Source organism: Rudaea sp. 3F27F6 (genome assembly GCF_005503555.1).
Lineage (GTDB): Bacteria > Pseudomonadota > Gammaproteobacteria > Xanthomonadales > Rhodanobacteraceae > Rudaea.
Map to the genome: position 1 here is coordinate 1 of NZ_SCNG01000015.1, position 1,754 is coordinate 1,754.

Genomic DNA, 1,754 nt, shown 5'->3' on the forward strand with positions numbered 1-1,754 from the left:
ACCCCGGCGGGCAGCACATCCTTCACCGTCGCGGTCGTGCCGCTGGCGGTCTGGCCGCTGTTGCCGAGGTTGATTGTGTACGCCAACGCACCGTTGGTCAGCACCGTCGCAGGGCCGGCTTTTGCCAGCGTGATGTTCGACGGCGTGTTGACCTGCGTCGTCGCAGTGCCGCAACTCGTTGCCGGCGTGCAGCTCGCACCCGGCGTCGGCGGCGTCGTGCCGCCGGTCGGATCGGTCGAGGCGTAGTTCGTGATGCTGCCGCTCGTTGTCGGCGCGGTCGTGTTGATCGTGAACGCCGCGGCGCCGTTCGCCGCACCGGCAGCGAGCGCACTGCTCAGCGTCACCGTGCAGGTCAAGGTCTGACCCGAGGCCGTGCACGTTACCGTGCTCACACCCGCACCGGCCGTCGCATTGACGAACGTCACGCCGGCCGGCAGCACGTCCTTCACCGTCGCGGTCGTGCCGCTGGCGGTCTGACCGCTGTTGCCGAGGTTGATCGTGTACGCCAGCGCACCGTTGGTCAGCACCGTCGCAGGGCCGGCCTTCGCCAGCGTGATGTTCGACGGCGTGTTGACAGGCACAACGACGCTCGGGTCGCAGGCTTCACCGGTCGCGCTTGTGCACGAGGGATCGCCGCCACCCGACAGGTTCGCTGCGTTGTTACCACCCGTCGCGCCGAGCGCCGAAGCCGCCACGCTGACTGGGATCGTCACGGTGTAAGTGCCGTTGGCCAGACCCGTGCTCAACTGACAGCTTGCGCCGAGGCTGCTACCCGAGTTGGCGCAGCCGCTGAGCGTGCCACTGCTGGTCGTCACCGTTCCCGAAATGGTAATTCCGGTCGGCAGCGTGTCGGCAATCGTGATCGGCGCGGTCGTCGGACCGTTCGCCACCGTGATCGCAATCCGATAATTCTGGTTTGTCGCGCCGACCACCAGCGGATTCGGATTCGCCGTCTTCGTCGCCGTCACCTTCGGCGGATTGCCAACGGCTGTCGTCGGCGTGCTCGGATCGCAGGCTTCACCGGTCGCACTCGTGCACGACGGATCGCCGCCGCCCGACAGGTTTGCCGTGTTGTTGCCGCCCGACGCGCCGACCGCCGCGGAGGCCACGTTGATCGGCACGGTGATCGTGTACGTGCCATTCGCCAAACCGGTGGCGATCGTGCAGCCCGTCAGGTTGCCGCCAGTTGTCGGACAACCCGTCAGCGATGCCGCGCTCGGCGACATCGTCGGCGTGCCCGACAGCGTGATGCCCGTCGGCAGCGTGTCGGCGATCGTGATTGCCGCGGTCGTCGGACCGTTCGCGATCGTCACCGCAATCGCGTAGCTCTGGCCGCTTACGCCAACCAGCAGCGGATTGGCCGATGCGCTCTTCGTCGCCGTCACCTTCGGCGGATTGCCGACGGCTGTTGTCGGCGTGCTCGGATCGCAGGCTTCACCGGTCGCGCTCGTGCACGACGGATCGCCGCCGCCCGACAGGTTCGCCGTGTTATTGCCGCCCGACGCACCAACCATTGCAGCGGTCACGTTGATCGGCACGGTGATCGTGTACGTGCCGTTCGCCAGCCCCGTTGCGATCGTGCAACCGGTCAGGTTGCCGCCCGAGGTCGGACAACCCGTCAACGATGCCGCACTCGGCGACATCGTCGGCGTGCCCGACAGCGTGATGCCCGTCGGCAGGGTGTCGGCGATCGTGATCGCCGCGGTCGTCGGACCGTTCGCGATCGTCACCGCAATCGCGTAGCTCTGGCCGCT

General features: G+C 67.6%; 1 protein-coding gene. It reads right to left on the reverse strand.

Annotated elements, in window-relative coordinates:
- Window positions 1-1,754 (reverse strand): DUF11 domain-containing protein (locus FFS30_RS23680; RefSeq protein WP_212742578.1); only part of this gene is annotated, 1,754 nt, incomplete at both ends.